This is a genomic window from bacterium (genome assembly GCA_030697645.1).
Lineage (GTDB): Bacteria > Patescibacteriota > Minisyncoccia > Phycocordibacterales > VMGT01 > JAUYPI01.
Map to the genome: position 1 here is coordinate 1 of JAUYPI010000017.1, position 22,798 is coordinate 22,798.

Consider the following 22,798-nt stretch of genomic DNA (forward strand, 5'->3'; position numbering starts at 1 on the left):
ACCTAGGTGTTGGAATTCCTGGCCCAGCTGGTACGGGCGCGCCGCTAAATCCAGTCAGTTGATTGAGGACGCCAACGAGACCCCACACCGCAGTCATAACGAAGAGTATCACCACACCCCAGACCATGAGATGTTTCGCCGACGCCGTTGCGTCTTCGTCGCCTCCGGCGGTGAGGAACTTCAACAGACCCCACAGGAAAAAAATCAACCCAATGGCGAAAACGACCGGAATGATAACGTCAACAATGCCAATAATAACACTCGAAACCGTCTTAAATCCTGCCGTCGCATCAGCATTAAGCTGCGCTCCGGCAAGGAGCGGCATGCCATAGAGCGCCGCTGCGCTCGCTGCTCGATATAGTACTCGCTTTATATTCATACGAATCACGATAAAAAAAAATTAAAATAATGGTTGTTAGTAGTGTACCACTACCAACACTTTTTCTCGACCCGTACGGTAAGCGCAGAGCTTCAATCCCTATTGAAGCACGCTCTGCGGCTACATACAATGGTACGTTGTGGATAACGTCTCCACGCTCAAAAAGTACAGGAGCCCCGCACACCTGACCATATTATCGCAGAACCCTCAGTATATTGCTATAGTCATCCGCCCATAGGGCAACGGATTTAAAGAGCAAAAAAGCGCCGAGGTACACCGCGGCGGCGAAGCAGAATCGTATATGGATAGCGTCCGACCTCATTAGGGGTTGAAAAAAGTCTCGGTCAGGATCGAGACGAGTCCCCAGACCGAGAACATCACGAAGAGCGCGATGAGCCCCCAGAAGATACGTCGCTTCCCGTCGCGCACCGCATCCTCGCTGCCGCCTTGGAAAATCACCATCGCCGCTCCCCAGAGAAAGAGGAGAAGCGCGATACCGCCGATGACCGGAATGGCTTTGCCGATGATGTCTAGAAAAAGTTTGACAAGCTCGTTGAAGGTGCTGGGAGGCATAGAGAGTTAAACAGGTAAGTTCCAATTTCCAACCAAAAATTTCCAAACAAATTTCAAATTCCAATGAATCAAATCTCAAACACGAACGCCGTGTTTGGAAATTGGATTTTGAGTATTGTGATTTGTTTGGAGACGGGTTTTTTGGAATTTGAAAATTCAAGCTTGGTATATCTCGATTATGGGTTATTATTATTTTTGACTCGATATCCCGAATTTTGCAGTCACTACGGCACAACGCCTATGCTTTTTATAGTCTCAAGCACGAGCTTCGCGAGCACGCTGGCGCCGAAGAGTACCGCGATGCCGATCACCGTATAAAAGAAGGTTGTTTTTGCCTTCGTGAGCTGCGTATCACTGCCCCGCGCGGTGACAAAGAGAAACCCGGCGTAAATCATAAAAAGCACCGCGATCGGCGTGCCGATCAGGATGAAAATCTTAATGATCGTGTCCAAAAACTGCTCAATCGAGGTGATGCCGACGAGGGGCCAAAATGGATCTTCGCCTTCCATAAATATATCAAGTCTACCGCTACTCGCTTTAGGGCGAAAGTGGATTACTGACGCCCCTGAAGCAGCACCGAGAGCTCGCCATGCGCGCGGAAAACTGCACCCGAGATCCGCTCGCGGCCGGAGACCGCCGCCTCCACCATATCGCGAAAGACTGCGTCGCTCTGCCGCGGCCGCGGATCAAGCCAGCCACGAGATTGGAGCGCCGCATCGTAAAATATCGCCGCGCGCGCGTCATCCGCGGGCTTTGCGACAAGCAAATCGCGCCGCACCGGTGGCAGGAGCGATATCTCGCTCCAGAGCTTTAGGGTCTCGGCCGAGGTGAGAATCTGCGCCGCCAGCCACGCATCATTGCCAAAGGCGGTACTCAGCGTCACGGCAAGTGCCTGCATCCGCCCGAATGTCGCCCGTACCCCGGTATCCCGCGCCTGCGGGAGCTGTGCCACATCGAAGTTGAGGTTTGAGTTCTTCGCACGGAGACCCGGAACCTCGCTCGCGAACCCGAGGTAGGTTGCAAGGTTGCCCGCAAGAAACACGTTCTCCGAGGTCGGCAGGGAGCGATTCCAGGAATAGGTCGGCTTCACCGGGTTCGAGAAGTCTATGTAGAAACGCAGCGCCGCCTCGGCGGGAGAGAGCAAGCGGTCGGATCCGCTGGCGGCGAGCACGGAGACCGGTCTGTTATGCTCATCGCGCTCTACGATGGGGTTCCCCGCTTGGAAGACGAGCGCGGCGAATATGTCTTTCGCATTCGTCACATTGGCGAACTCGCCGAGCGCGACCGCACTCCTCACAATGGTTCCCGCCTCATTGCGCACGGTGAGATCCCGCGCAAGCGCAAAATACTCATCCCAAAAACGCGGTGGCTCGACAAGCCCGGCGCTTGCAAACGTCGTCCGATTCCAGTAGAGCACCAGGGGGTCAATGCTAAACGGAAGGCCAAGAAGTCCCTTGCTCGTCAGCAAGAGCTCGCCCTCTTCGATAAAGGTGTCTTTGAACGCTCGCTCGGGGTAGAACTCAAACGGAATGACGCGCAGCTTATTTGCATACGTGAGAATCTCGTCCTGCGGAATCAAGATCAGATCAGGGCCGACGCCGCTCGCGAGCGCCTCGAGGAGATCACGTTCAAACGCCTCATGACGCTTTTCAACATATCGCACCCGAAAAGCCGCTTCCCCGAGGCGATCGGCAGTCGCCTTAATGAGCTCGCCCATGTCCCGCTCATCGATGGTCCCCCAAAGCACAACCTCGTGGGCAAACGCGCCTTCCGGGGGCACCGCGCGGAAGCCAGCAAAGAGAATCACCCCGACGAGCGCCGCGACAAAAAAAAGCCCGAGGACGGTGAGTTGGAAGATGTTGGAATCCTTCATGGCGAAATTTTCAATTTACAATTTTCAATAAATTTTCCAATGGCATAATTTTCAATTCTCTTTTTTATCAAGCGTCGAAAGTATCTTTTGAAATATCAAGGTGAGTTCTTGCGCTTCCTTCCATAATACACGCGCAGCATCTTTGAATTTTTCTTCTGCCTTTGAGAGAATCCGCAGCCAATACTTCGTTTCCTGTATCTCCTTTTTACAGATGTACATTTTATTCCTAAAATCCTTGCGAGAACTTGCCCCAATCGCTTCACAGTAATTCGCTCCCACCGAGGTGCCCGCTCTCACGAACTGAGATATGAGAGGATGGGTCACGGTATTCTGTGGAATCTTTTTTGCAAAACTCACCACCTCTTCCGCAAATGTGGCAGTACGCTCCTCAAGATCATACTTGTTTTTGCTTGGTAATTGATTCATTGAAAATTATTTGAAAATTGCAAAATTGAAAATTAAAAATTCGTGCTCTCCTTATGTTTTCCTCATCACCAACCCATAGTGGTGCCCACCTGCTTCGATCTCCCGCTCAAGCGTGAATCCTCCGTGCTCAAAGAGGGCGCGCGCGGCGCTCTTCGTTACCACCTCCTGCGGCCGCGGGCCCATATTGCCGAACGAACCACTCCAGTCTACAAGGAGCACCCTGCCCCGGGCCTTGAGCACGCGAGTGGCCTCGGCGAGACAGCCCTCTCTATCCTCAAGCTGAAACAGAAGGTTCGAAACGATCACGGCGTCAAGTGTGTAATCCCGGAGTTTTGTACCGCCCGACTTCTCGACGTCTCCCCACACAACTTCGACGTTTTTCACACCGCTCTCCCCCGCGCTATTTTTGATCCGCGTCAAGAAGTCCTTCTGAACGTCTACCGCATAAACTCTGCCGCTTACGCCGACGAGCGCTGATGCCGCAAGCGTATACGCGCCCGAGCCAGCGCCGAAGTCGGCAACACGCGCGCCTTCAGAGAGGCCGAATTGGGAGAGGGTGCGGGTGGGGTCGGCGAAGCTCATGATATAAAAATCTCAGGAAAACACAAAGCACAAAAATCTTACATTTCAAGTATAGAAGATTGTGGAAGATTGAGCAATAGACTTACTTGAGCAAAATTGAACAAATTGAACAAAACTTGACTTTTTCTACAATTTATGATAAGAATAAAAGCGGAAATTTGACCTTTGTAAACGATCTAGGCGCGCCCAATCGGGCTGCTGGCTTAGACGCAATATCAAACCAAGGAACACACGAAGGGAGACACGATGGCAGCAGCTGGAGGACAACCAGGTGGATGGCAGAGGTTCAGGGGGTATATACGCAGTTTGTGGAACTCCCTACACCCGTTCTGGAGGTATGTGGCAATAGGCTACGGAGTCGCCATAGCAATCGTTTTTTTGCTCTGGCTCATTGTCGGCACAGTAAAAATCGATCCATCCGTGCTCGGGCTCAAAGAGTGGCAGCCGTGGCTTGCTGCACTCGAGTTTTTGGCGGGCTATACATTACTCTCATGGCGAATTGTTGGCGAAGAACAGATCGGCGCGAAGATACTGCTCGGATACCGCATACAGGATTTATCGGCTGGTTTGGCATTTGTGCCACTGCTGATATGCAGGCTACGGACTGAAACAAGCCAGACCATACAGATGGAATTTCCGGCTGAACCGGAAAATATCTGGTACGAAGCAACGGCGCCGCCTGATGCGGAGAAGCGACCGCCCATCCGGATACCATCCGGTGGCAGTAGCGCTACAACAGTTACCAATCCCCTTGACCGCGGGATTACACTCGAAGTCACCTATTTCGTGCGGCTGCGGATTCTCTCACTGTGCCAATTTCTTGAAGTGACCGGCTCGCAGGAAAGCGCCTTCAAGCAAATCGAGGACACCGTGAATCCAATCATCGTCCAGGCGTTTGCGGGGCGGTCACCACAGCAAATCCTGCTCGACTTTCCGATAATAAACGGAGAAGTCCAAACCGCCGTACAACAACTCGTCGCGGCATCTCTTCCGGGACAGCCAGACCGACGCGCGTGGGGTGTCGCTATCGAAAGTGTGGCTCTCAAGGCACCAGACCTCACGAAACGAGTCAATCAGGCCCGGGCGGACGCTTCCGCTGCAGGATTCACCGCGCAACAGAGTATCGAGCTAGCGCGTGGAACCTCCGAAGCGAGCCGGCTCACCGAAACAGTCGCGGCTGCGATGCGCCAGCTCTTCCTCGAAAACGAGGGTGCTGGGTTGAGTTCCCAATTCACAGCGCTCATGCAAGCGCTCAATGTCACCGACCCGGCGCACGCCCTTGCTCTGCTCGAGAGAGTGCAGGGTGTTGAGGCGCTGAAGAAAGCGGGTGATGTCACTATTATTGGCGGCGGTAGTGGTGGAGTCGCCAATCTATATGGGTTAGTACAGTCGCTCGCTCAGAGCGTACAACAGCCACAGGCTGGCACAACGAGTAGCGCCGCCCCAGCAGCACCGGCATCACCTGAACCACCCACACCAGCGGCAACACCACCGCAGCAACCATAAACATGAGAGGACAGATACGAAATGACACTGATAGTTTTGTCGCTATTGGCACTTGTGTTTTTGTTCGCCGCTCTACTCAACAGAACGAGCGGAGCTGCTCGAATCACGAGCCGCACCACAGTGTCGCAGGTAGGAGATCAGTCGCAAAGTGCCTCGCGCTGGAAGCTGCCTGATCTCGGGGATTACAAATGGATCGCTCTTGCTGGCGGAATTATCCTCTGCCTGCTTGTAATAGCCTGGTACCCTCGGCCGCCGGGAAACGCATTGAGCCCAGTCACTGGTTACCCCAAGCCTCCGTCGTCTCCAGCGGAAATTTGGTGGACTGTCATTGCCGGCTCTGGCGGTACAACGATCGCACTTCTGCTGCGTACAAAAGGTACGCAGCGGCATCTCGTAGCAGCAGCGATGCTTGGAATTTTCACGGTCTGGATGATAGGCCTTGCCGTCATTCAAGGTAGTGCGTCCAAAAAAACGGCGTCGCCTCAAAAAACGGCGTCGCCTCAGAGTACGCGCGCTCCCGCCCCGCAGCAGTCGCGGACGCTTGGGCAACAAAGCCGCCAGTGGACCGGGCCGGGGGAGATTACGTTTGTGGCATATCGAGATTCGCTGTGGGGACAACAGCTAAAGATCAATGTGCCGCCGCGGTTTCGGTTCAAAACGAAGTTCGTCAGTGAGCCGTGTGAGCTTGACGCGCTTCTGAATGAAGCGGTCACCCTCAGAAAGGCAAACGAACACACAAATGTTCACAAGTTCGTGTCCGGTGGTGTCGACTCCATCCGATACCGCCCGGTGGGATGCGAAAGCGTAACGCTGAAAGTGATAGTTGACCCAATAGGGAATTCTGGGAATCCTATACTTTCACAATAACAACGCGGGACGGACTCATGCGTGAGTCCGTCCCGCAAACTATTTCGGCGCTCTTTAGCTTTAAAGAGCGCCGAGTATTTTTTTTATTTGAAGAGAATAGGCATTACGCGTTTGCCCCTGTCCAACATCCGATGTCACACCACGACGAAGCTCCAATTTCCAACCAACAAGCTCCAAACAAATTCCAATGATTCAAATCTCAAATCACAAACACGTCCTAGTCCGTGTTTGGAAGTTTGAATTTGTGTATTGAGATTTGCTTGGAGCTTGCGGGTTGGAGCTTGAAATTTTCGCACGGCGGGGGATATCGGAGTCTCAGATTTCGTAATTCACAGTCAAAGACAAACAGTTGACGCAATCGCATCACCTTCCCGGAGCTTCATGATCCGTACTCCCTGCGTCGCGCGGCCGAGGAGCGGAATCTCGCGGAGCGCAAGACGAATCACCTGTCCGCGCTTTGAAATCGCGACGACTTCCGCCTCGCTCTCCTCGACGACACCCGCGCGGATGAGACGGCCGGTTTTTGCGCTCACCTTGAGCGTCTTGATGCCCCCGCCGCCACGGCCCTGAACTTTGTACTCCTTAAGCGCGGTGCGCTTCCCGAAGCCCTTCTCGCTCACGACAAGGAGCGCGGGCGCCTCCAGGGTGGAGCGAACCGAATCCGCCCCGACGACGCTGTCCCCCTTCGCGAGACGCATGCCGCGGACGCCCGCGGCGGCACGTCCCATCTCGCGGACTGTGGATGCTTTGAACCGGATCGCCTGCCCGGCAGCAGTCGCGATGATCGCGTCGTCTCCGCGGCCGACAAAAAAGGTCGAGACGAGCTGGTCGTCCGCGGGGATCGTGATCGCGATGAGTCCGCTCCTGCGCACCTCGTGGAAACTCTTCGCCGCGACACGTTTTACTCTGCCCTGCCGCGTTACCATCATCACCGAGAGCGCCTCCTCCGCGCGCCTCTCTGAGAGCATCACAAGCACGGAGCTGACCTCCTCGCCTTGAGAAAGCGGCAGGAAGTTCATGATGGACTTGCCGCGCGTCGCCTTCCTCCCCTCCGGCACATCATACATCTTCGTCTGGTAAACCTTCCCGCGATTGGTGAAAAAGAGGATGTCGGAGAGCGTACTTCCCGTGAGCAGAGTCGTTACGAAATCCTCCTCTTTGGTATTCATATCAATGACGCCGACGCCGCCGCGCCGCTGCCTGCGGTACTCGGACGGATTCGTGCGCTTCACGTAGCCCCCTCGGGTGAGCACGAGCACCGACTCCTCGTCCGGAATCAGATCCTCGTCGGTCATTTCCTTGACGCCATGCCGGACGATGCGCGTCCGCCGCTCGTCGCCGTACTTCGCCGCGACCTCGGCAAGCTCGGTTTTAATCACCCCGCGGATCCTCTTCGGGCTCACGAGGAGCGCTCTGAGGTCGGCGATCAGCTTCTCTACCGCGAGCAGCTCCTCTTCTACCTTTTTGCGCTCGAGCCCGGCGAGCTTCTGGAGCCGCATCTCGAGGATCGCGGTCGCCTGCCTGTCGGAAAAGCGAAATTCGCGCATCAACGCCGTATGCGCCCCTGTGACATCGCGCGAGCCACGGATCGTCTTGATGATTTTGTCTATCTGATCGAGCGCCTTTTTGAGGCCGAGGAGGATGTGCTCGCGCTCCTCAGAACGCGCGAGGTCAAAGCGGCTCCGCCGCTCCACGACATCAATACGGTGCTCGACAAACTTCTCCAGCATGCCCTTCAGCGAAAAGGTACGGGGGACGCCCTCATCAAGCGCCACCATATTGAAGTGGAAGGTGTCTTCGAGCCCCGTGTGCTTGTAGATGAAATTCAGGACTTGCTTCGGCTGCGCCGTGCCCTTCAGCCCGACGACGACGCGAATGTCTTTTGTGGACTCATCGCGAAGCTCTTTAATCCCCTCGAGCTTTTTGTCACGCACCAAAGCCGCGATGCTCTCCATGAGGTCGGCCTTGTTCGTACGGTACGGGATCGAGGTGATGATGATCTGCGTCGTGCCATCTTTCCCTTCGGTGATCTCCGCCTCCCCGCGCACGACGACGCCGCCACGGCCGGTCGCGTAGGCGTGGTGGAGGTCGCGCGTCCCATAGAGCACCGCGCCAATCGGGAAATCCGGACCTTTAATATACTCGAGCATTTCTTCGGTCGTCGCCTCGGGATTATCAATGAGATGCGCGAGCGCGGCCGCCACCTCGCCGAGATTGTGCGGCGGGATATTGGTCGCCATACCGACCGCGATGCCAAGCGTGCCGTTGAGGAGGAGGTTCGGCAGAGCGGCAGGCAGCACCACGGGCTCGCGTCGCGTCGCGTCGTAGTTTGGGCGCCAGTCAGTGGTCTCTTTCTCAAGGTCGCGCAGGAGCTCCGCAGAGAGCCGCGCCATCTTCGCCTCAGAATATCTCATTGCCGCCGCAGGGTCGCCGTCGATTGAGTTGTGTACAAAAACGCCAGCCGCAAGCGCAAAGTTATGCGTACCGTCAACAGTCACATCGTATACGTCCTCGCGCTCATGGAGCCGCTCGACGAGCACGACCGAGTGGTTATACTGCCGCGCAAGAGTTATCATCTCGTCAACGCCTGAAAAATAGGCGAGTGCTTTTTCATAATGCGGAATTCCTGTGCCGCGATTGGCCTCATACATTTCCTCCGAAACAGACTCCTCTACCGCGAGCAGCTTCCTCACATATCCCAAAATTCTACTCCGCATAACACCCCGTCCGTATGATGGATCGTTCCACTTCTCCCGCAAAGCAACACTCGCGCGCTCGGTGAGCCGCTGCATAAAAGAAGGGTCGAGCTCAACGCGGCTCTCATATGCGCGCGCCCTGCCACGGGCGGCTTTCTCCCGAAAAGACGGATCCTCGAGTTGTCGCGCCATCTTTTGGCTATGCATATCGCGCATCTCCGGATTCTCCCAGAGCGTTTTTGCGGCATTCACGAAATGGTCGCGCGGAAAATGCGCTCTATATAACGGGTCATCCCATTGCCGTCTTGCGCGCTCCGTGTGCAGCTCTCTATAATCCGCTCTCTGCCATGCGCGCTGTGTTGCGCCAGAAATATGCGCACGATGCTCTTCGGACCGCCACAGTTCTTGCGACATGAGACGCATGCGCTCTGCCTGCGCTGCGCGATAGCGAGCATCCTGCCACCGCTCGCGCATCTCGACAGACTTAACTTCGCTCATATGCGACCGAAATTCATCTTTCTTCCATGCTTCTTTTAATCGCGCGCTCGCTTCAGCCGCACGCTCTGCCTTATATTCCGGATTAAGCCATCGCTCCTTGAGGGCAGCGGCCTGCTGCACTCGATACGCCGGACTGCGCCACATTTCTGCGTTACGCTCTCGCATGCGCTCGGCACGCTCTTCGCGCGCTGCTCCCTGTGCGTAGTAGGCGGCGCGGCCTGCGGCAAGACGTTCTCGGTACGCGGCATCATGCGCGTGTCGCTCAGCGGCGATTTCATAATGTACCCGCCAGTGCTCCTGCCACGGTAGACGAACGATATTATCCGGGTTATTGTTCCTCTTATTAAAATCTTTGTAGTGGCGAACTTTCCCCTCTCGACGATGGTAGACCAAATGCGCAAGATTCCATTCATCAGCAAGATGGTGCGTATAACCCCACGTGTGGCTCCATGGCTGGAGCACCATTTCATAATCGACGATGTGCGGATCATCTTCTTTTGTTGAAGGACGAGTGTAGAGCGGCATGAGCGAATCGCCAGGCGCTAGAAGCCGTGCTTCACTGAATGAACCATCCCGGAGGAGAAAGCGGTGATCGGGCGTACAACGAATACGCTCGCCATTATCAAGGGTAACGCGCACAAGTTCGGCATCTCGTCTCGTCACTCGAGGATGCTCTACAAGCGCAAGTCGTATGTTTTTTGACTTTTTATCATAGGTATAGATGTAATTTTTCTTTCCCGCTGCATCCTCTGCTACCAATTCTATAAATGAGAGCACGCGCCCATCGGCAAGCTGTAGCTTCGTATCGCCGGTAAAACAGCCAAAATTTCCTTGCCCCAGCACGAGAGGGTAACGCATCGAAAAATCTTGCGCCATTTTGACGAGCGCATCGTAGATCGCGGAGTCGCCGTGCGGGTGATATTGGGCCATCACGCTCCCCACGACCGCTGCAGATTTGCGGAACTTCGCCCCGGCATGAAGCCCCATCTGCTGCATGGTGTAGAGAATGCGGCGGTGGACGGGCTTCAGCCCGTCCCGCACGTCAGGAAGCGCGCGGGCGGTAATCACCGACATCGCGTAGTCGAGGTAGGACTCCCTCATCTCGTCGCTTATGCTGCGCGGGACGATACCACGTTGCCTGCTCTCGGCTTCCTTTGTCTCCTCCGCCATAGGGCTTTAGTATACCCGAATTGAGCTTGAAATTCAAAGGGTTTACTGCTCGCGCGAAGGCTCCGACGCCGCTGCCCACTTACCGCCGCCGGCAAGGACTTCCTCAACTTTTGTGACAATATCCCGAGGCAGAGCGTTTGCTTTGATGATGTAGTCAACGGCGCCGAGGCGTCGCGCCTCGTCGATGTGCTCCTGATCGCCGAGGTTTGAAACGACAATCACCGGAATCGTCTTTGTCGCGGGATCCATTTTTAGCTTCTTCAGAATTTCGAATCCGTTTATATTCGGCAGGAGGATATCAAGCAAGACGATATCAACGCCCGTCATCTCCTCGCGGTTCCCGACGCGCCGCATCGCCGCCTCGCCGTCGTAGAGACACTCTGCGATATACTGCTGGTCGCGAAAATACTTCGCGAGCATGTCGCTGATATAGAGATCGTCCTCGATAAAAAGTATCGTACGCGCGCTGCGCACTTGAGCATCGTCGTGCGTGTCCCGAGTCTCTGTGTTATCCATATGCACCCATAGTAAGAGATGTCTGCAACAAATGCAACGCGGGTATCCACAGGGCAATACACTCCATGTAGAGTATAATAAACTCTATTATTCAACATAATATCCATACACCATGTCCACACGAACCGCTCTCGCCCTTGTTGGCGTCATTATCATCTTTGGTGCCGGCGTACTCATTATGCGACGACCGGCGGAAGCACCGACGACAAACGAAATGCCATCGAGCGGCCACCTTCCTCCGGCAAACGTGCCCCCTGCAAACCCGGCGCTCCTGCCTCCGAGAAATGTGCCGCCCGCTAGCAACACGCCGCCACCAACCCTTCCACCAACATCAAACCTGCCTGCAGCAAATCCTGTGCTATTGCCACCACCCGGGCCGACCACCAATGAGACCACGACTCCTCCCGCAAGCACTTTGACTATTCGCATCACCGCGAGCGGTTTCTCGCCTGCGGCCGTCTCGGTGAGTCCAGGCACGCGCGTCACATTCCGCAACGAGAGCGCCGGGATGGACGGCGTCGGAGACTCCTGGCCCGCATCGGCCATGCACCCGACGCACAAGCTCTACCCGGGGTCTGACATTAAGAAATGTGGCACTCTTCAGGGCGGGGAAAAAAATGCCATGTTTGACGCCTGCGGCGCTGTTACCCCCGGCGCTTCATGGAGCTTCACCTTCACTGAACTTGGGTCGTGGAAATACCACGACCACCTTAATCCGCTACACACGGGGACGATCGTAGTAGAGTAATTTGCCACCGCTCCGAAGGCCGCATACCATGCATGCATGAACCTCGATCCCGACACGCCGCTTGAAGAGATTTTCCGACTAACTCCGGCGCATAAACAAGCGCTGAGGAAACTCCAGCTCACAAGCGCCCGCGACCTCCTCTATCACTTCCCTGTCCGCTACCAAAGCGCGGGTGTTGCGCACGCGGTTAGCGAGCTCATCTCCGGCGAGAATGCGATAGTATCCGGCACGCTCGCGAAAATTGAAGCCCTCAAAACATTCCGCCGCAAGGTTCCGGCGACTAAGGCAGTACTCCGTGATGAGAGCGGCGCGCTTTCGGTAACGTGGCTCCACCAGCCCTACCTCGCGACGATGCTCCGCGAAGGTACGAAGGTACGCCTCACCGGGAAAGTTACGACGCAGGGCGGCCGACCCACGATGTTCAACCCTGAAGTGGAGCGCGCCGACGCGGACACGATGCAGAGCGACGCCGACTTGCGCGGACCGAACGCAAATACGACGCAGGCAGTACGCGGACAAAACGCGGACACGCCCCTCTTTCCCGTCTACGCCGAGAGTCGCGGCGTCTCATCGCGCTGGATGTTCTACGCAGTACACAAGCTCTTGGAGAGGGGAGTCCTCGCACTCCTCGAAGACCCGCTGCCCAAGGAGCTGCTCCACCGCTACCATCTGCCTGCTCTCGATGCGGCGCTCCGCTACATCCACGCACCGAAAAGCGAGCGGCACAGCATCGCCGCGCGCAAGCGCTTCGCTTTCGAGGAAGTGTTCCTCATCCAGCTCGCGCGGCTCGGCGAGCGCCAGACGCTCGACGCGCTCCCCTCGTTCCGCATTGAAAAAACGCTCTCCGACCTCGCCGGCTTTCTCTCACGTTTGCCGTTTGAGCTGACAGAGGCGCAAAAACGCGCGATTGAAGCTGTGCTTCGCGACTTCGAGAGCGGCCACCCGATGTCACGCCTCCTTGAGGGCGATGTCGGCTCTGGAAAAACCGCGGTCGCTGCGGCGACTGCGTATGCGATAGTCACCACGCGTCCAAGGAGGCCCGCCGCGAGAGAGGAGCTCGGCGCTGCGAAACTCGCCTCCGCAGAGGGCTACGACGGAGCAAAGCAGGACTTCGGCAATCTTCAAGTCGCCTATATGGCGCCGACCGAGATCCTTGCCAAACAGCACTTCGCCACGTTTATTGAACTTTTTTCCCATCTGCCTATACATATCGGCCTCATAACCTCAAGCGGCTGTAAAAAATTTCCATCAAAAACAAGGCCTGACGAGGCGACGGCAATCTCCCGAGTGCAACTGCTACGCTGGGTCGCAAGCGGCGAAATCGCCATCCTCATCGGCACGCATGCGCTTATTCAAAAAAGTGTCCTGTTCAAGCACCTTGCGTACGTCATTATTGACGAACAGCACCGATTCGGAGTCAGCCAGCGCGCGGCGCTGGTTCGCAGACACACGCAGACTGAACGCAGAATTTCGCAGAAACAAATCGCAGCGGAGGTGTCCGCGTTAAGTCCGCATCAGTCCGCGTCTATTCCGCATCTGCTCTCTATGACCGCGACACCGATCCCCCGCACACTCGCGCTCACGATCTACGGCGACCTCGACTTGACACTCCTCGACGAGATGCCGCATGGGAGAAAACCGGTGCTCACTGAGATTCTGGTTGCCGCGCAGCGCGAGAGAGCCTACGAGCGGATGCGCTCCGAGCTCGCCCGCGGCCGTCAGTGCTATGTGATCTGCCCACGCATTGATGAGCCGGACCCGGAAAAGGAGCTCGCGCTTCAGGCAAAGTCGGTGAAAGAAGAGGCGGCGCGGCTCAGCCGCGATGTCTTTCCACGCCAGAAAATCGAAGTGCTTCACGGCGCCCTGACCCCGGCTGTGCGCGAGGCGACGATGCAGAGATTTGCTGCAGGCGAAGTACACATTCTTGTCGCAACTTCTGTCGTCGAGGTCGGCGTCAACGTGCCGAATACAACCGTGATCTTGATCGAAGGTTCCGAGCGCTTCGGGCTCGCGCAGCTACACCAGCTCCGCGGCCGCGTGCTCAGGAGCACCGACCAGGCGTATTGCTTTGCACTCACCGAGAGCCGCTCAAAACTCGTCGCCGAGCGCCTGCGTGCTCTCAAAACCGCAAAAAACGGCTTCGAGCTCGCGGAGCTCGATCTCAAGATCCGCGGCCCGGGTGAGCTCTCGGGTGCTCGCCAGTGGGGCCTCTCCGACGTCGGCATGGAGGCGCTGAAAAACATCAAAATGGTCGAGGCCGCGCGGACAGAGGCCGCGCGGCTCATCAGGGAAGATCCGGAGCTCGAACGTCACCCGTCACTTCGAGCCCTTGCCGAGAGCAGACAGACCGCTATTCACTTCGAGTGACTACTGGCGTACTATAGACATCACGCTATGAAACGGCATCAAAACACATATCGCGAGCGAAACGAGATTTATAATTTGCAATAATTAAGCGACCGCATTGTTATTGCAAGTAAAGACACCGCGGCACCACGCGCCCATAGCTCAATGGTAGAGCATCCGTCTTATACACGGCGTACGGGGGTCCGATTCCCTCTGGGCGCAGAATAACTCCAAATTTTGCTGAGTAAATTACTCGATCTTCACGATTTATCGGACGTCGGACGTGCCATGACGTAATGCAGGCATAACGCCAACGCACCGCTCGAGGGAAAACCCGAGTGGTGCGTTTGCGTGAATATGTCGCCACTGAAACCTAAAACCTCATCAATCACTGCCCCGCCGGTAGCTTCTTCTGAAGCTCTTGCACTTGTCGAACGAGGTCAGAGATTTGCTGCTGTAGTTTCTGCTCGGCGGTCAGAGAAGGAGATGGGGCGCTCGTTGCCTGTTCGGCTTCGGCCGCAGGAGTCTGGCTCGGCTGCCCCTGGCTGAACACTTCCGTGAGTTTTGCTCTCGTCTTCGGACCGACGAAGCCATAGCCGGGGTCTGTATCTGATTTGACGAGGCCGTGCTTCATCTGGAATTTAGCGATCGCAGCTTTGGTGAGCGAGCCGAAGTATTCAGATTCGTTCCCAGGAGCTCCGGCACCGCTTGCGGCGATTTGTGTGTCTTTGTCGCTGTTGAGAAGCTGCTGCAGGCGCTTCACGTCCTCGCCCTTGCTGCCGACATCAAGGCCGCGGTTGAACACAGGAGAGACTGCGCCCGCAATCGGTGAAGGAGTCGGTGACATGCCCACCGAAGCATCGGGAGAAGGCCCTGCTTGTTGCATACCCTCAGCGACACGCTGATTGTATACCTCAACTATCTTCGTTCTCGTTGCCGGTCCCACAAGCCCGAAGCCGGTGGTCTCTGGTGTGCCAGAGGAAGCAAGGCCGTACTTCTTCTGGAAACGCTCAACTGCTCGCTGGGTGAGCTTTCCGAAGAAGTCTGTTTCCTTACCGGGAGACCCTGTGCCGCTTGCGGCAATTTGCGTGTCAGGGTCGGAGTTCAGGAGCAGCTGGAGGCGCTTTACGTCCGCATGAGTCATGCCGGGGCGGAGCGTGCGGTTGAAGACGGGGGAGACGAGGAGGGCGCGGGCGGAAGGCTGCGCTGAAGCAGAGGGTATTGCGGGAGTTGCTGGGGTTGCGGGGGAGACGCCTGGGACGGCAGGGGTTGCGGGTACTGCGGGGGTTGCAGACTTTGCGAGTAGTGGGTCCGAACCGCCTCCGCCACCACCTCCTCCGCCTCCGCCACCACCTCCTGAAATTCCTCCACCGCCACCGCCTGACCCGCAGGTGGCTGTTGAAACATCTACCGTTACCGATTGCGTGCCAGACGACGGGTTTGCGATAGTCACCGATGACTCGGTACTCTCACAAATTTGTCCCAGCGCAAACTCTGAGGGCGTGATCGTCATTTTATTCTTCCCCGCTGCAGAAATTTTCATCGTCGAGGTACCGGACATCACCACAGAAAAAGTTGTACTCTGGACGGTGATGGAATCAATATTCGCGTTGCTGCCGATGATGTTGATCGTCGCGCTGTTGACGCTGATCTCAGCCTGGCCCTGACCGAGGGTCACGTCATTCACCGCGCCTGCAATGGCAGGCAGGAAGAGAGCGCCTGCAATCACTCCAGTGCGTACAATGCAGAAGAAAAATCGACGTGTCATCGTATAAAGATTAGCTAATAAAACTACGATGGTGATTGGCAACTCCCTTTATCGATCACGAGATTTCTGAAGTCTACGCTTGCAGTTGAAGTCGCCGCAATATATAGCCGGTACCATACGCCATCCGTACTGCGCAGTTGCAGACAGCCACCAGAGTTTGCATCGGTCGAATCAAGCATAATGGTTGTGGTGGCTCCTGAACTTGCAATAACATCACCAAGGACGCCCACTTCCTGCCCTGGGGTTGAAGTCGCACCAACGCCGAGCGTCCCTGTGTCGACACGGAGGTTCTGAGCAAACACGGTGGATGATGCATTAAGCACGCCGGAAACATTGAGGCTGGAGTTCACGGTTGAAGACGCGCTGCTCACGATGCCGCCAGCGGCGGTGAGTAAACCGCCTGTCAGTGCCGTGGACGACGCTTGGAAGACGCCGGAGACATTCAGTGTCGAGCCGACGGTTGAGGAAGCATTACTAATGAAGCCGCCGACTGCGGTGGTCAAACCACTGATAAGAGCGGTTGAAGAGGCCTGGAAGACGCCGGAGACAGTGAGTGTTGAACCAACCGTAGAAGATGCATTGCTTATGAAACCACCAAATGCAGTGAGCAATCCAGTCGTAAGAACTGTAGACGAGGCATTGACAGCGCCAGAGACGGTGAGCGCACCATTAATGGTAGACGATGCGCTCGAGACAAATCCCGCAATGCGGCCCTTACCGTCAATCGAAAAGAGTGTGGTAGAAGCGCTGTCCGCGACAACAAAAGAGCTTCCGGAATAGTCAAGGCCGCCTGAAACTGCCCGCGTTTTGAGCGTGAGGATGCTTCCTGCGGTTGAGGTCGCGGTGAGCGTCGCGACAGAGCGAACATCTGTCTCGGTCGTCGTCCCCATTGCCACATGGTCGCCTATTGCCTGGAGGCGAAGGACGATCCCGTCGTCAACCCATCCGTCTGAAGTACTATCGTCAGTGCAATAAACATTACCACTTGCGTCAGTCGTCAACAGGCCGCCACTCGAAAATACGCTACAGTCTACTGTACTAATCGTGAGCCCGCCGGTACGGAGCTTTAACCCGCCACTGAATGTTGACGTGCCGGTGCCCGACGTATAGAGCTGGTCTGCTTCAATATCGCCGGCTGCATCCACATTTCCCGCAAATGTTGAGGTTGCGGTGCTTCCGACGGTCACGACACCCGTGAGCGTGCTCGCGCCGTCCACAGTGAGTGTGCCGTTCGTCGTTATATTCGTGCTAATCGTTGATGCCGCGGATGCGGAGAGCGCCACGAACGCAAGCGCAAGGCCGACGGCAAGTGCACTCGTATATACATTTTGCTTTCTAGTAAAGGTAAACATACGAAACTTTATTCAGTTACGAATACTTATAATTAATGAAGCGAATAATAAAAATGTCTAAAAAATTGCGTGCCGCACCGACCAAGACGCGACGACGCGGTTATCTGCGATGCCCAAGTCGCAGATGTTAACTACAGTATAAAACATACGCGCAAGAAAAGCGCTGTGGATAACTCGGTGGCGAGGAACTAGCAACCAGTAACTGGTAACTAGGGAACGGAAACACACCGCTCTGGCTTTGCCAGAGCGGTGTGTTTCTATCCGCCCGTCGTATCACCAGTTACGAGTGACTAGTTACCAGTTCCTAACGCCGCCACCGCCTCGTCCACGCGCTCGACCATCTTACTATCGCCCGCCTGTTCAGCAAGTGTGCGTACCTGCCGGTAATATTCTCGCGCTCTTGCATGTTCACCATCGCTCGCATAATACTCCGCAAGAGTAAAGAGGAGGCCTATGTGCCCGGGGAGCTTGCCGAGACCCTCGAGGAGAATGTCGTCTGCAAGCTCCTTTTTCTCACTCCACGAGAGCGCATAAAGTTCGTAAAATTTCATATACAATGCGGGGTACGTGTCATCGCGCCGAAGTGCCGCGCGGTAGTACCGCTCGGCGCGCGGGTAGTCGCGGATATAGAGGTGATAGAGATCGCCCAAGTTCTCGTATGCGGCGCGGTCATGCGGCCAGTTCGCGGCCATGTAGAGCCATATTTCTTCTGCGCCGGCATAATCGCCGGCAAGTTTTCGATAGGATCCTAAGTCAAGCCACGAGTCGTAGAGGGTCAAGTCTTCGTTGAGCGCCGCGACGATACGCTCGATATCTGGGCGAAGCCGCGCTTGCTCTGTCGCGCTCACCGAATCCGCAAACACCGGTGCGTCAAGGTTTGGCACGGCGACTTCCCCGCCCCCTGCGACATCTTCAGTGCCCGAAACACCGCTCTTGTCAACGTCGGCTCCGTCTCGAAGCTCACCCCAAAAATACCAGAGAGCAAGGCCGAAGGAGCCTGCAATAAGGAAAATAGCGCCGAGTTTCTTCGTCTTCATAAAAAGAAGTGTACGGGAATACTGGGAAAATGCAACCGTGTCACGAAATCCGAAGCACCCTGGCCGACCGCTGCCCGCGTTCAGCGAGCTAGGCGAAATACGAAACTCACAAAAACACAAAGCACAAAACCCAAACAAAGCCCAATTTCGAAAGACCAAAGCCCAAACACGGAGTGCGACCGTTCGGGTTTGGGAATTTGTGTTTTGGGCTTTTGAAATTGTTTGGGTTTTGTGATTTGGGTTTTGGGTTTTTTAGTGGGGGACATCGGATGTCCGACGTTCGTTCCAGCCTCTAATTTCTCACTTCCAACTTCCACTAAAAAACAAACCCCCAACCATAAGTGGTTGGGGGTTTGCCGTCCTTCCGTCTCGATATTTCGATATATCGATATTTCGAAATTTCGAGCGCGGACACAAGAGGACTAGTTTGCCGACGTGAGCGTCTCGGCTGCCATGGATACTCCGGCAAGACCCGGTACCTGGTAGCCGTTCGTCCAGTCAAGGGCTTGGAGCGTTGCGGTCGTTGTCGTTGAGAGCGGCGACCAGATCAGGTCATCGTTCGTGTCCGTATCAATTCCCTCAGAATCGCTCATTGCAAATCCTGCGGTATTGAACGAACCATTGAGTCCATTCGGACTCGGGACCGCTGTTGGGTAGGCAAGATCGCCGTTGAGCCGCACGTCGATCGACTCGGTGCCAGTCTGCGTCTCAACACTGGAAACGGTTGCACGGAACTCAAACCAGCGTGTCGCACCTGACGGAACGGTATACGTCGTTGTTGCAACGCCGCCGCCAGAACAACCAGTCGCACTCTTATCAAGCGTAATCTCAATGCCAGTGTCAGCGATGCCAACTGTGTTCGCCGTGGTCTGACTGTTCTCGTTACCATAGCAGGAGTTGGAGTTCAGGAGGCCATCAGCGCCGTTGTCACCCGCAGTCGTTGACTGGAAGGTCGAGTCCGGAGTCGTGAACGCATCGGTGTAAACGTAAAGCGCATACTTCGACGTCGTTGCCTTCGCAAATGTACCAGTTGAGCTGCTGTGCTGGAAGGTAAACTTGGTAAACGCCACCGGGCCGTTCATTGCCGTCACCTTGAACTTATAGAGCACCTTGTTGGAGCCGGTCTGGAGCACGCGCTCTGAAGTTGAGAGGTCAATTTTCTCAAACTTCGGGTATGCTCTCATCACGCGCACGCCGGTCGGTGTCACATCAGCCGTCGAACTCACCGCTATACTCGTGCCGCCCTGGGCACCAGTCCCGTAGTTACCGCCGGATACCGGGGTCGAGCTGTTCACGTTCTGCGCATCCCACGCGATGACAACAAGGTCGCCGGAGGCGGTGAGCGGGCCTGCAGTTGAGTTGATAGCAGAGACGGTACCCTTCACGGTCATAGTCTTGCTGCCGCCTGCAGGAACAGTGAACGGCGTGGCGCTGTTTATCGTCGAAGTCGCATAGTCGCCATTATTGACGAAGAGCGCCTCGCCAACCTGCGTTGTGCCGTCCCAGAGAGTAACCTTCTGGCCGACGAGGTCAACTGGCGTGTTCGTTGCGGCACTCGCAAACTGGAATCCGACTTTCATAATATTGATGTCTTCCGTGGTACCGGTGAACTTGAGTTTGAGCAGCGTCGCTTCAATGCCTGGAGTCACGATCGAGTAGCCGGGGCTTGAATCATCCACAACGGTGTATGTGCCGCCGGTGTTGAGCGTGATTATCTGGCCGACGCTTGTGTTGATGGTGATACCCGTCGCTGCTGTCGTGAGGCTCTGCCCGGAAGTTACACCGGTCGCCTGGTTTGCCGCTGCTGAAAGTGCGGCAATGCCCCAGCGGAACTGCTGGCCGGTGCTCGAGGCAGTCGTCGAGCAGCGCATCGCCAAAGACTTGATCGTACCCTTCGGGACCACGAGCGGACTATCGAGCGTGAACGCCTGATTATCTTTGCTCGCGGTCGGAGACGCGCGGTTCGAGCCCGTCGTGAGCTCGGTCGTACCATCGAGGAGCGTACAAGACGAGATATTCGTCGCTACTCCTGAGACCACTTCGTAGTCCATAAGGAGCTGCGTGAACTGGATGTCGTCCCCGGAGTCCGATGCATCCATCTGATAGTTGGCAAAGACAAACGGATTGCCCGCCACAATCGTCTGCGCGAGCGGAACGGACGAGACCGAGATTGTGATGACCGGCGCCTTCACCGTCATCTTCGGACCCTCAACTGGTGAGCTCGGACCGGGGGTAATCGTGTCTCCCGTCTCCTGGCCAGTCACGGTTGTCCAGTCGTCTGCCGGTGTCGTCGAGGCGGTCACCGTGTCGTTATTGGCAAAGTCAGTGCCGTACTTTCCTTTGAGGAAGTAGGTGTTCTTGCCTTTCGGGAAGGTGATGCTGTCGGTGAAGCGTGCTCTGCCGCCCGTTCCTACCGCCGCGGCATCAACTGGACCTGCAACGACGCTCCCGTTTGCATCAGCAAGGACCACTTGTGTCATGTCGAGCGCGTTTCCGGTGCCGGTAACACCGAAGTAGAAGTCCGTGCGGCCGACTGAGATCGCCTCGCCCTTCACTTCTACGTCAAATGCGCCGAGCGCTACGTTCAGCGTGTTTTCCGCCACATTCTGTGCTGCAACGCTCTGCGACTTCGTCACGGTGATGGAGCCTTTGCCGATCGTGATGGTTGAACCATCGTACCACGGCGTGCCGGTCGTGAACTCGGAAGCGGTTGTTGCCGCTGCTGTCGAGCCCGCGCTTGCGGTAATGCCGAAGCCGTAGGTCTCACCGGTAACAAAGAGATCAGTATCCTTGAAGATGTGGAAGATGATCGTGCGGTTCGAGCCGCCGACGATATCGCCACGAACCGCGATCTCCTTAAACATGCCCTTATCTACAACAAGGCCATCACCGAACGTTACGGTGTAGTACTTGCCGGCCGAGTCAATGGTCATGGGATAGTCCACGCCGTCAACGCGGGTCATAAGGTTCGCGAAGTCAGCATTTCCTGCGGAGCCTGCTTGGTTCCAACGGAGAGATCTGATGCGAACTTTCTCGTTTGTGCCTGCCTCAACCTTGATTGCGGAGAAGGTGTAGGCGGTCGAGCCGATATTTTTCGTGATGGCTGCGTTCGGGTCAAGTGTGCCCACGGAAACCGTCGCCGTGCCGATTGAGAGCTGGTCGTTCACCGTGTGTGTCGCTCCCTTGATCGGGAGCGTTCCTGTGACGGTCGCGCTCGTGTTCACGGAGACAACCTCGACAGTGACGATTTCACCAGACTTCAAGGAAGCCTTTGCGGCCATGTTGCCTGCGACGGTCATCGTCCGCGACTGTCCGGCCATCACTTTGAATGGCTCGCTGAGCGTCGCTTCGTGGTTAGAATTAAACGTCTTCGCGAGGCCGATCTGGTTTCCGGTCGCATCATCGAGAAGAACGAGGCCAGCGAAGTTCACGTCAGATCCGAGGCCGGTGCGGCGGATGAGAAGGCTGTTCACCGTCACATCGCCGTCGGTGCCTGCGGTAAAGACCACGCGCGTGAACGGTACGCGTGATGCGCTGCCTACTGCAAGAGAATTTGCCGGCTGGTTTGCAGCAGCCGCAACGCTAAGACCTGTGCCTGCCGCCGGAGTCGGAGTGGGCGTCGGTGTTGGCGTAGGTGTCGGCGTTGGAGTTGGAGTTGGAGTTGGAGTTGGAGTTGGTCCACCAGATGATGCGGAGCAAAGCATATTAAGCTTCGCCCTCGTCGCGGGACCAACATAGCCCGTGCCTTTCGAGAGGCCAACCGGAGTCAGCACATCTGCGGCGTACTTATCCTGGAACTTCACCACTGCCGCTTTGCTGATCGAGCCGAAGTAGCTCGTCTCGTTGCCGGCAGAGCCGACACCGCTTACCGCAAGCTGTGTTGCGGCATCGGCGTTGAGGAATTGCTGGAGGTTCCTTACGTCATCTCCCGTGCTTCCCACGGTGAGATTGCGCACCCATGTGTATGGACACACAGACGGCGTCGGTGTAACTCCACCCCCCTCCTGAATCCCTGCAAGCTGTGCTTGCAGTTGTGCGATGAGCGCAAGAAGGCTCTGAATTTGCGCCTGAAGATCAGCGGTGGTTTGTGCGGATGCCACGGGCACGCCGCCGACCACGCTGAGTACAAGTGCAAGACCGAGCATCCCTGCAACAAATCGTCTGAATTTCGAAGAATGATACTGCATAGTCATACTAATAAATTTAATCGATCGATCGAATGAAATGATTTGATGATCGAAAATTGAAAATTAATGAGAATAATAATTATGATAATTGTTTGGCTAATAACGTCGTGTCTTGTATCGCCTCTCACGGGCTGCTTGTGTATCGACCAGCAAGTCCCGTCTAGAGGAATGTGATGATACGATGGTTGTTTATCGTTACAGGTTTTTTCTAAATCTTCAGAAAAAAATTTTCCTCTCACTCATCATGTGGCGTATTGTGCGAATTTTCTCGTGC

17 protein-coding genes, 1 tRNA gene and 1 pseudogene are annotated in these 22,798 nt (G+C 55.9%); 5 read left to right on the top strand and 14 right to left on the bottom strand.

The genetic code is table 11. The features are described 5' to 3' along the window. The 6 genes from Q8R39_04075 to Q8R39_04100 form a co-directional block, all read right to left on the bottom strand. A partial coding sequence (locus tag Q8R39_04075) for a hypothetical protein (GenBank protein ID MDP3735577.1) occupies positions 1–379 on the bottom strand: 379 nt, incomplete at its 3' end. A 321-nt stretch (positions 380–700) separates the two neighbouring features. Further along, entirely contained in the window at positions 701–952 is a 252-nt protein-coding gene (locus Q8R39_04080; GenBank protein MDP3735578.1) for a hypothetical protein, read from the bottom strand. Positions 953–1,176: 224 nt separating this feature from the next. Then, positions 1,177–1,461, bottom strand: coding sequence for a TrbC/VirB2 family protein (locus Q8R39_04085; protein ID MDP3735579.1), 285 nt, complete (start codon positions 1,459–1,461; stop codon positions 1,177–1,179). Between the two features lie 44 nt (positions 1,462–1,505). Further along, positions 1,506–2,825, bottom strand: coding sequence for an extracellular solute-binding protein (locus Q8R39_04090; GenBank protein MDP3735580.1), 1,320 nt, complete (start codon positions 2,823–2,825; stop codon positions 1,506–1,508). A gap of 51 nt (positions 2,826–2,876) precedes the next feature. Next, on the bottom strand, positions 2,877–3,251 hold the full coding sequence (locus Q8R39_04095) for a four helix bundle protein (GenBank protein ID MDP3735581.1): 375 nt from the start codon (positions 3,249–3,251) through the stop codon (positions 2,877–2,879). A gap of 51 nt (positions 3,252–3,302) precedes the next feature. Continuing rightward, positions 3,303–3,833: a methyltransferase domain-containing protein gene (locus tag Q8R39_04100; GenBank protein MDP3735582.1), complete on the bottom strand. Its 531-nt coding sequence runs from the start codon at positions 3,831–3,833 to the stop codon at positions 3,303–3,305. Positions 3,834–4,172: 339 nt separating this feature from the next. Here Q8R39_04100 and Q8R39_04105 point away from each other — a divergent pair, with 339 nt between their 5' ends. Next, on the top strand, positions 4,173–5,339 hold the full coding sequence (locus Q8R39_04105) for an SPFH domain-containing protein (GenBank protein MDP3735583.1): 1,167 nt from the start codon (positions 4,173–4,175) through the stop codon (positions 5,337–5,339). Between the two features lie 45 nt (positions 5,340–5,384). Continuing rightward, positions 5,385–6,206, top strand: coding sequence for a hypothetical protein (locus Q8R39_04110; GenBank protein ID MDP3735584.1), 822 nt, complete (start codon positions 5,385–5,387; stop codon positions 6,204–6,206). A 335-nt stretch (positions 6,207–6,541) separates the two neighbouring features. On the opposite strand, the gene Q8R39_04115 is transcribed toward Q8R39_04110, so the two are convergent. The 4 genes and pseudogenes from Q8R39_04115 to Q8R39_04130 all read right to left on the bottom strand — a co-directional run bounded on the left by Q8R39_04115 (position 6,542) and on the right by Q8R39_04130 (position 11,632). Beyond that, positions 6,542–8,644, bottom strand: a complete 2,103-nt coding sequence (locus Q8R39_04115; GenBank protein ID MDP3735585.1) for a DNA gyrase subunit A — start codon at positions 8,642–8,644, stop codon at positions 6,542–6,544. 9 nt (positions 8,645–8,653) lie between these two features. After that, a pseudogene (locus Q8R39_04120) lies at positions 8,654–10,501 on the bottom strand (DNA gyrase subunit A). Between the two features lie 111 nt (positions 10,502–10,612). Next, positions 10,613–11,086 carry a response regulator gene (locus tag Q8R39_04125; protein ID MDP3735586.1) on the bottom strand — a complete coding sequence of 158 codons (474 nt, stop codon included), beginning with the start codon at positions 11,084–11,086 and terminating at the stop codon, positions 10,613–10,615. A gap of 87 nt (positions 11,087–11,173) precedes the next feature. After that, on the bottom strand, positions 11,174–11,632 hold the full coding sequence (locus tag Q8R39_04130) for a hypothetical protein (GenBank protein MDP3735587.1): 459 nt from the start codon (positions 11,630–11,632) through the stop codon (positions 11,174–11,176). Here Q8R39_04130 and Q8R39_04135 point away from each other — a divergent pair. The 3 genes from Q8R39_04135 (at position 11,631) to Q8R39_04145 (ending at position 14,402) form a co-directional block, all read left to right on the top strand. Next, positions 11,631–11,834, top strand: a complete 204-nt coding sequence (locus tag Q8R39_04135) for a hypothetical protein (GenBank protein ID MDP3735588.1) — start codon at positions 11,631–11,633, stop codon at positions 11,832–11,834. The genes Q8R39_04130 and Q8R39_04135 overlap by 2 nt on opposite strands. Before the next feature lie 36 nt (positions 11,835–11,870). After that, positions 11,871–14,201 (top strand): ATP-dependent DNA helicase RecG, encoded by a 2,331-nt coding sequence (locus tag Q8R39_04140; protein ID MDP3735589.1) that lies wholly within the window; start codon positions 11,871–11,873, stop codon positions 14,199–14,201. Positions 14,202–14,331: 130 nt separating this feature from the next. Beyond that, positions 14,332–14,402, top strand: a tRNA-Ile gene (locus Q8R39_04145). Between the two features lie 166 nt (positions 14,403–14,568). On the opposite strand, the gene Q8R39_04150 is transcribed toward Q8R39_04145, so the two are convergent. From Q8R39_04150 to Q8R39_04165, 4 genes are all read right to left on the bottom strand, one after another. Further along, positions 14,569–15,948 carry a peptidoglycan-binding protein gene (locus Q8R39_04150; protein ID MDP3735590.1) on the bottom strand — a complete coding sequence of 460 codons (1,380 nt, stop codon included), beginning with the start codon at positions 15,946–15,948 and terminating at the stop codon, positions 14,569–14,571. A 23-nt stretch (positions 15,949–15,971) separates the two neighbouring features. After that, positions 15,972–17,300 (bottom strand): hypothetical protein, encoded by a 1,329-nt coding sequence (locus Q8R39_04155; GenBank protein MDP3735591.1) that lies wholly within the window; start codon positions 17,298–17,300, stop codon positions 15,972–15,974. Between the two features lie 290 nt (positions 17,301–17,590). Beyond that, positions 17,591–18,337 carry a hypothetical protein gene (locus tag Q8R39_04160; protein MDP3735592.1) on the bottom strand — a complete coding sequence of 249 codons (747 nt, stop codon included), beginning with the start codon at positions 18,335–18,337 and terminating at the stop codon, positions 17,591–17,593. Between the two features lie 422 nt (positions 18,338–18,759). Next, positions 18,760–22,530, bottom strand: coding sequence for a hypothetical protein (locus tag Q8R39_04165; protein ID MDP3735593.1), 3,771 nt, complete (start codon positions 22,528–22,530; stop codon positions 18,760–18,762). Between the last annotated feature and the right edge of the window lie 268 nt (positions 22,531–22,798).

Excerpts from the sequence above, each read along its gene's own strand:
- Q8R39_04165 (MDP3735593.1), bottom strand. The coding sequence starts at position 22,530 with ATGACTATGCAGTATCATTCTTCGAAATTCAGACGATTTGTTGCAGGG.
- Q8R39_04090 (MDP3735580.1), bottom strand. The coding sequence starts at position 2,825 with ATGAAGGATTCCAACATCTTCCAACTCACCGTCCTCGGGCTTTTTTTT.
- Q8R39_04150 (MDP3735590.1), bottom strand. The coding sequence starts at position 15,948 with ATGACACGTCGATTTTTCTTCTGCATTGTACGCACTGGAGTGATTGCA.
- Q8R39_04160 (MDP3735592.1), bottom strand. The coding sequence starts at position 18,337 with ATGAAGACGAAGAAACTCGGCGCTATTTTCCTTATTGCAGGCTCCTTC.
- Q8R39_04140 (MDP3735589.1), top strand. The coding sequence starts at position 11,871 with ATGAACCTCGATCCCGACACGCCGCTTGAAGAGATTTTCCGACTAACT.
- Q8R39_04100 (MDP3735582.1), bottom strand. The coding sequence starts at position 3,833 with ATGAGCTTCGCCGACCCCACCCGCACCCTCTCCCAATTCGGCCTCTCT.
- Q8R39_04080 (MDP3735578.1), bottom strand. The coding sequence starts at position 952 with ATGCCTCCCAGCACCTTCAACGAGCTTGTCAAACTTTTTCTAGACATC.
- Q8R39_04125 (MDP3735586.1), bottom strand. The coding sequence starts at position 11,086 with ATGGATAACACAGAGACTCGGGACACGCACGACGATGCTCAAGTGCGC.
- Q8R39_04155 (MDP3735591.1), bottom strand. The coding sequence starts at position 17,300 with ATGTTTACCTTTACTAGAAAGCAAAATGTATATACGAGTGCACTTGCC.
- Q8R39_04085 (MDP3735579.1), bottom strand. The coding sequence starts at position 1,461 with ATGGAAGGCGAAGATCCATTTTGGCCCCTCGTCGGCATCACCTCGATT.
- Q8R39_04130 (MDP3735587.1), bottom strand. The coding sequence starts at position 11,632 with ATGGCCGATGCGGGCCAGGAGTCTCCGACGCCGTCCATCCCGGCGCTC.
- Q8R39_04095 (MDP3735581.1), bottom strand. The coding sequence starts at position 3,251 with ATGAATCAATTACCAAGCAAAAACAAGTATGATCTTGAGGAGCGTACT.
- Q8R39_04135 (MDP3735588.1), top strand. The coding sequence starts at position 11,631 with ATGCACCCGACGCACAAGCTCTACCCGGGGTCTGACATTAAGAAATGT.